This is a genomic window from Verrucomicrobiales bacterium, from assembly GCA_016793885.1.
GTDB lineage: Bacteria > Verrucomicrobiota > Verrucomicrobiia > Limisphaerales > UBA11320 > UBA11320.
The window spans coordinates 1-6532 of sequence record JAEUHE010000030.1; the positions used below are offsets into that span (position 1 = coordinate 1).

5 protein-coding genes are annotated in these 6532 nt (G+C 55.9%); all 5 read right to left on the reverse strand.

Going from position 1 to position 6532, the window contains the following annotated elements; all coding sequences use genetic code 11:
* Window positions 1-1994: 1994 nt before the first annotated feature.
* The 5 genes from JNN07_03740 to JNN07_03760 all read right to left on the reverse strand — a co-directional run bounded on the left by JNN07_03740 (window position 1995) and on the right by JNN07_03760 (window position 6223).
* Window positions 1995-2300: a hypothetical protein gene (locus tag JNN07_03740; GenBank protein ID MBL9166829.1), complete on the reverse strand. Its 306-nt coding sequence runs from the start codon at window positions 2298-2300 to the stop codon at window positions 1995-1997.
* Between the two features lie 1005 nt (window positions 2301-3305).
* Window positions 3306-3944, reverse strand: coding sequence for a hypothetical protein (locus JNN07_03745; protein ID MBL9166830.1), 639 nt, complete (start codon window positions 3942-3944; stop codon window positions 3306-3308).
* Between the two features lie 99 nt (window positions 3945-4043).
* Complete coding sequence (locus JNN07_03750; protein MBL9166831.1) at window positions 4044-4733, reverse strand: carboxypeptidase regulatory-like domain-containing protein; 690 nt, start codon at window positions 4731-4733, stop codon at window positions 4044-4046.
* A 470-nt stretch (window positions 4734-5203) separates the two neighbouring features.
* Window positions 5204-5755 carry a hypothetical protein gene (locus JNN07_03755; GenBank protein MBL9166832.1) on the reverse strand — a complete coding sequence of 184 codons (552 nt, stop codon included), beginning with the start codon at window positions 5753-5755 and terminating at the stop codon, window positions 5204-5206.
* A 141-nt stretch (window positions 5756-5896) separates the two neighbouring features.
* Window positions 5897-6223 (reverse strand): hypothetical protein, encoded by a 327-nt coding sequence (locus tag JNN07_03760; protein ID MBL9166833.1) that lies wholly within the window; start codon window positions 6221-6223, stop codon window positions 5897-5899.
* Between the last annotated feature and the right edge of the window lie 309 nt (window positions 6224-6532).

Below are 6532 nucleotides of genomic sequence, written 5' to 3' on the forward strand. Positions count from 1 at the left end.
CAACCAATAAGCGACCAGTAGAGGCCATACGGCAAGAAATGAGGTCAGGAAAAACGGGATTAGGTGAAAATCCCGAAAACTGCCCAAGACCGATCCAACGGCTTGGGGAAGCGATGTGAAGGCATGGTAGATAAACGCCAGCCCGAGAATCCTTACGGCCAACTCGAAGATTTGCTTTGATTTCATGATGGGTTTGTTGTGATCGATTGCAGCCGAACGTCCCCACTGAGCCACAGCCCGCCGACCGAAAACCAGCTCGGACGAAACCTGGAGTGTAGGAGCGGTGATCATGTGAAAAACTCGGAGACTAAGGGCTGTTGGATCGAGTGGGTTGGTTAGAAACGGGGCTGCCGTGTGCTGTGATCAACTGTCCCAGGTCTGGAGGAATGTGCCGACGCCCGCACTACTCTGAGAGCCAGATTCCTGATGCACCACCCGATGCTCAGGATGATCAGTCCAAGCAAGAGTTCTGGCCAAACCGAGGGAGTGCCTTTGGATTTAGATAGAAACGAATCTACCGCTACAAACCCGCCAACGAGCATCAGAATCCACGCACCGGCGAGCAACAGAACACTAAACATTTTCATCGCTCCCCTTCTAACGTCCCCACTGAGCCACAGCCCGCCGACCGAGAGGCAACTCGGACGAAACCAGGGATGCAAGAACGGTGATCATGTGAAAAACCCGGAGGCTAAGGGCTGTTGGATCGAGTGGGCTTGTTGGGCTCTTCCTTCATCACCGGCAAATGGCTGCCTGAACGACAATCATGATCCGCTTCACCTCTCGCGTCTCCTCCTCGGTAATCTCGTCCTTCGCAAAGACCATGACGTCTTTTAATGCGGTCTAAAGCTCTCCCCAGCCATCCGTAAGGCCGTTCAGCGCGAAGTAGCCAGGAAGGAACTGACTCAGCGCTCGCAAGGCACGACGCTCGCACCACCCATCAGCGAGCTGTCTCAAGTCACGATGTATGTCCGCGTTCATGGATTACCCGGCCCAACGACCCCGCTGAACCACAGCCCGCCGACCGAGAGCCACCTCGGGCGAAACCTGGGATGCAGGAACAGTGATCATGTCAAAAACTCGGAGGCTAAGGGCTGTTGGATCGAGTGGGCTCGTTGGACGTATCTGTCGTGTCACTCTACCCAGCCAAAAATCTGGGCCAGAACTCCCAATACAATCAGCAGCACAAAACCGAGGAGAAGAAACAAGACAACCCTGGAACTCCGCGTGGACTGCTCAAAAACAGACTCACACTGACTGCATCGCATCTCCTGCTTGCGACTCCCGCTCCAAAGCACTGACAGCAGAAAGCCGCCGAAAATCAATACCAACGGATTGACGTGGCTCTTGAATGGGTGAGCGACTCGGAACTCGGTGCTGCCGCACTTTGGGCAAGATGATGGAGTAGCACTCATCGGGTGGATACGTCCAACGTTCCCACTGAGCCACAGCCCGTCGACCGAGAACCAACTCGGGAGAAACCGGGACTGTAGGAACGGTGGTCACGTGAAAAACTCGGAGGCTAAGGGCTGTTGGATCGAGTGGGCTTGTTAGAACTCGGCTCGTAACCGCGGGACCGCCGCCACCTCCATCGATACACCGCCACGACTCCAAACGCGGGCAGGACCGCAACGACTGCCGCGGCAAGTGCAAACAGGATTACCAGTAGCCAAACCGGCACGGGGCCCATAGACATCCTCTTTCTGTCAAAAAGATCACCCTGCCCCACTGCCAAGGCAGCGAGTAAGGAAGGCAAGATCACTCCCCAAAGGGAGAGATACCACTCTGGTGTCTTCCTTCTTGAGATCATGTACCTACAGGCACACGCTGCTGCGTAAACCGCCGCTGCCAGCGTCAAGAGCACGAATGCAACAAGACTCTCCACGATCATCTAGAGATCTAACGTCGCTGCTCAGGGACGCGCCGGTATGGACGCTCAACCTGAAATCTGGATGCTGTCGGCGCGTTCACTGGAGTAGCCTCGTTAGGACACGTCATCGAAATGCAAATTGGATATTTGAGTCCCACGTGAAATAGAGCCAGAAAATCGAGAGCGCTCCATTGACGTAGCCGACAACGTGCTCGCGACGAGTCCGGTAGCAAAAGAAAGGATAGAAGCCCCACGCGACAGGAACAATGCCCAGCGGAACCGCGATGGCGTGAAAGTGGCAACCGCAGATGATGCCGGGATAGAAAAACAAGAACACCACCTGAACCGCCGTAGTAATCTTCACCCACCGCACCCATCTGTCGGGAATCGCCTCTGGAGCGGAATCAACAACTGGGCTCTCGGCGAGCATAGAGTGACCTAACGACCTCCCGATGAGGCACCCCGACCTGTGAGGTGACGATCGGCAAGGCTAGTAAAGGTTGAGATGATCATGACGAGCTGGGCAAATCCGCGGACTGGTCGGGGTTGTCCTCGATCGGGCTTGTTAGCCCAGAGGTCCAGCACCTGATCCACGAGCCATCCGCTTCGAAGCGAGCCAGGACAACACAGCAGGCCAGAACCAACCACCAAACAAAGACCCGGCCGCAAGCTGCCCATCTGGAAGCGAATCCCGAACCTCTGCGAAGTAACTCGTACCCTTCAAACTCATGGGAAGGAGAATAGTCCAGCACAGCGCCCAAAGGAAGAATACCCCCCACCCGTAGACGATCGCTCTAGTCTCCCACCCCGGGATACAGGCAGTGCGGAAAACAAGTCTACTAATGACGAGAATAGTTCCGAAGAACAGTGCTTGAACAATGAAGCCGATCATGGAGCTTGCCTCGGGCTAACGCAAATCGTGACCGACCACCGCCGTAAGAGAATGGTCGACGAAGTAGTGCGTGCAGTGATGGTCATGATGTCCGGAACCCGGTGCTGGAGGTGGTTCGGTCGACGATCTGGTTAGGCGACCCTCGATACATGACGCCGTGCCTCCGTCAAGATGGGATGCAACTCTGCATAAACTGGATCGACCGCTTTATCTACCTCAGCTGCATATCGACTCTGGAGATGAATAAATGTACGCTGCTTGAACCCAAGAGCGTGAGCTGCCAGCTCAACGAGAAACAGGTGGAGCACCCCGTCCCACTTCCTGCCTCTACTCGCCACCGTAAGCTTCATCTCGGTGCCATCATATAGGACGGGTGCCGCTGCCGACCTAGAAGCGGAGATGTGGACCGATCGCAAGATAGCCCTCCAATTGGCAGGGAGTTTCGTAACAATCTCCTGCACATCGCGCTTCGTGAGCGCATGACCAGGGAGAGCATCGATTTTATCTACGATGATTTTCACGACTCAAATCGCCTAACGAAACCTACTCAGGGACGCGCCGGTAGGGACGCTCAACCTGAAACCTGGATGCTGTCGGCGCGTTCACTGGAGTAGGCTTGTTGGGCCTGCTGACCGCGTAAATGCGACACGGCGGGTTCGAAGAGCCAATGTGTCCGCTGCATGCAGCCGGGGGAATCATGAACCAGATTTCGTCGAAATATCCCTGCGAAACTGGAGGAATATTACTCAACATGGCCGGCTCTAGCGCTAACTCGTCTGAGTAGAGGATCAGGATCCTAGAGTAATACGACGCGTCTTTGAACGGAACATCGGCCTTGCGTCTAATCCGCTCTGTTACCAGTCGATAAAACTCCTCGTCGTCGTACAGCCGTAAGTCATTCGTCTCGCCCTTCGCGTGCGCCCTCACAAACGCCCCGTCTACGAACTCCGTCACTTCAACGCCGTAGCGGTGCCCTTGAAGATCAGTGAGAACAACATCGGGGGGATCGCACGGGTTGGGCAGATGGCGCATGCTAACGAAGCGAGAGGACGGGGTTTCGTACCGAGCCTGAAGCCAGTCACCAACCACACCAATCTCGGTTCCGGTCTTGTCCCTCCCGAAGTGAAAGTACGAGGCATACTCTCTCTTCTGACGAAGGATCTTGGATAACTCGCTGTTCATGGGCCTAACGAAACTACTCAGGGACGCGCCGGTATGGACGCTCAACCTGAAACCTGGATGCTGTCGGCGCGTTCACTGGAGTAGTCTGGTTGGGCCCTATCATCGTGGAAAGACTTCAAAATCCACGGTCGCAGGGTGGTCAGCCAGGACAACGGGTTTGGCAGTGGTACCAGTTTTGGGATGGAACAACGCCACACTGTATCGACCGGCAGGCACTCCACGAATCGTGAACCGGCCTTGAGCGTCTGTAACCGCGAAGTAGGGGGACGAAAACACACCAACGTATGCGGAGTTCCACGGATGGAGATCACACCTGAAAAGCACCGGCAACTCCGGCTGTGCAAAAGTTCGCGATACGGTATCTCGCCCTGGAGTTACGGAAAAGTCTGCACCCGCGTTGAGCATCGCATGAAAACTGCAAATCGTGCCGTCTGAGCATTTGAACAGCAACGGTTCGCCGACACGAACGCCCACAACATACGGCTGAAACAGCCCATTCGTATGGTCCAGGACTGTCGTTGTGCCTGATGCGGCAAAGGTCGTGTTGGTGAAGTCGCCTTGGAGGTAAATGAGCACATGCTGGAGTCCACCGTCGGAGCCAACTTCATAGTGGCGAGTCTTCATCCCCTTCGGATACTGAGCGGCGATCGCAGAGTCTGACCTCAAATCTACAGCCCGCTCAGGCCGGGGCTTACCCTTCAGCGTGACTTGGCCAGTAATATCGCCCGCGCTGGACTCGACCGCGACGCTGCCCACAACCAGTGCAAGGATCATCTTGATAGTATTCATGAATCGCGTGAACGAAGGAGCCCAACGACCAATCGTGAGCGACCGCCGCCGTAAGAAGGCGCTCGACGAAGGGACAGATACAGTGGCTGTGATCATGTGGGAAATCCCGATGCTGGCGGCGGTTCGGTCGACGAACTGGTTCGGCACGCGGGCGGTAATCACGATTGGGGCCTTCTCCTCAAGGCTGCCCCGAGAACCACAAATGCACACCCTACCACCGCCGCCCTGGCCCACATGGAGGCCAGTTCGTGGCGCAAAGCCATGAGGACAGCAAACACAGCGATCCCGACGAAAACTCTCCAAAGGCTGCGCGTACTCTCAACGCTCGGCTTTTGGGGTGTAGTAGTGCTCATCATAATGAAGCTGCCGAACGCCGCTACTCAGGGACGCGCCGGTATGGATGCTCAGCCTGAAACCTGGATGCTGTCGGCGCGTTCACTGGAGTAGCCTGGTTCGGCAATAGGTGCGGTCTAGGTGGCATTCGAGGGTGCCCGATGAAACTCCTCCGCGGTCGACTCCTCAACGCCAACAAAATGCGGATTGGAACGACATGCTTCAAGGAACGACTGAAGAGCTTCGGGACGAGCAAGCTCCAAGCGAAGATGCTGCACCGATCCGGTGCGCTTGCGGGACGCTCCAAGAATGTAGTCGGCGTTAAGATCAGGAAAGAGATGAAATTGGTAATATGCAGCATCCTCGTTTCGAAACCTGAGGCGAAGGTAGATCTCCTTCGCTTGCTCAGGCTGCGGCGCAGTGTCTGGATCCTCGTCGACGCATGGAATATCGCCGGTATCGAAACCGATCCGGTAGGATACGTCCTCACCGCCGCACGCTGCTACCAATTCCGATAATTGCGAAGCTATGTCTGTGGATTTGTCGTCGAGCCGCCCAAGGATCTCGAACAGAGCCCGCGCGGTAAGCCGGTTTGCGGCCTCCCGAATCCGACTGTCCGCGTCCAAGCCGTAAACCTGGCGCCGAGACAGGATAATGTCAGCAATTTGCTCTGGTGACGGATACGACATATGCGTCATGCAGCCGAACGACCAATCGTGAGCGACCACCGCCGTAAGAAGGCGCTCGACGAAGTGGCTGATGTAGTGAAGTTCATGATGTCCAAAAACCCGATGCTGGCGGTGGTTCGGTCGACGATCTGGTTAGGTGAGTCAATGTGGATGAGCCTGACCTCTCTCTCCGAAGGTGACTTCATGTGACTTCAGATCGAGACGAAATATCCGAACATCATCATCCTCTAGTCTCAACCGCACAGTGCCCGTCACAATCGTGCCGGCTACATGATAATCGAGAACCTCCTGCCCGACCTTCTTGATTCCGCCGGGCGCAATCAGGTAGCGATATCCGCCTCGCGGAAAGTACGCATAGGTGTAGGACTCAGGTAGCGAGCGCGTCCGGGGCAGAGACAGGCCCAGGAATATCGTCACACCCGAGGCGGCGGCGATGCTGGCACATTTGATTTTGCGGCGCGTGTTCACCTAACGAAACTACTCAGGGACGCGCCGATATGGGCGCTCAACCTGAAAACTAGATGCGATCGGCGCGTTCACTGGAGTAGCCTGGTTGGACGAAGCCGCTGCGCGGCAGGGGGACTTCGAGTTCTGTGGATGGGTTGGATTGAGCATTGCAACGAGGGGTGGTCTCTGCGATTTCAAAAGGGGTGCCCGGCTGCCTTCCGGCAAGCCGGGCTTTTATCCACAGTTCAAACCATCAAGTCAGTCCCTATGAATAAAAAAAACGTCGGCTATTGAGATCGTCCACACCTCTCTCCTGGACTTCAGGAAGGA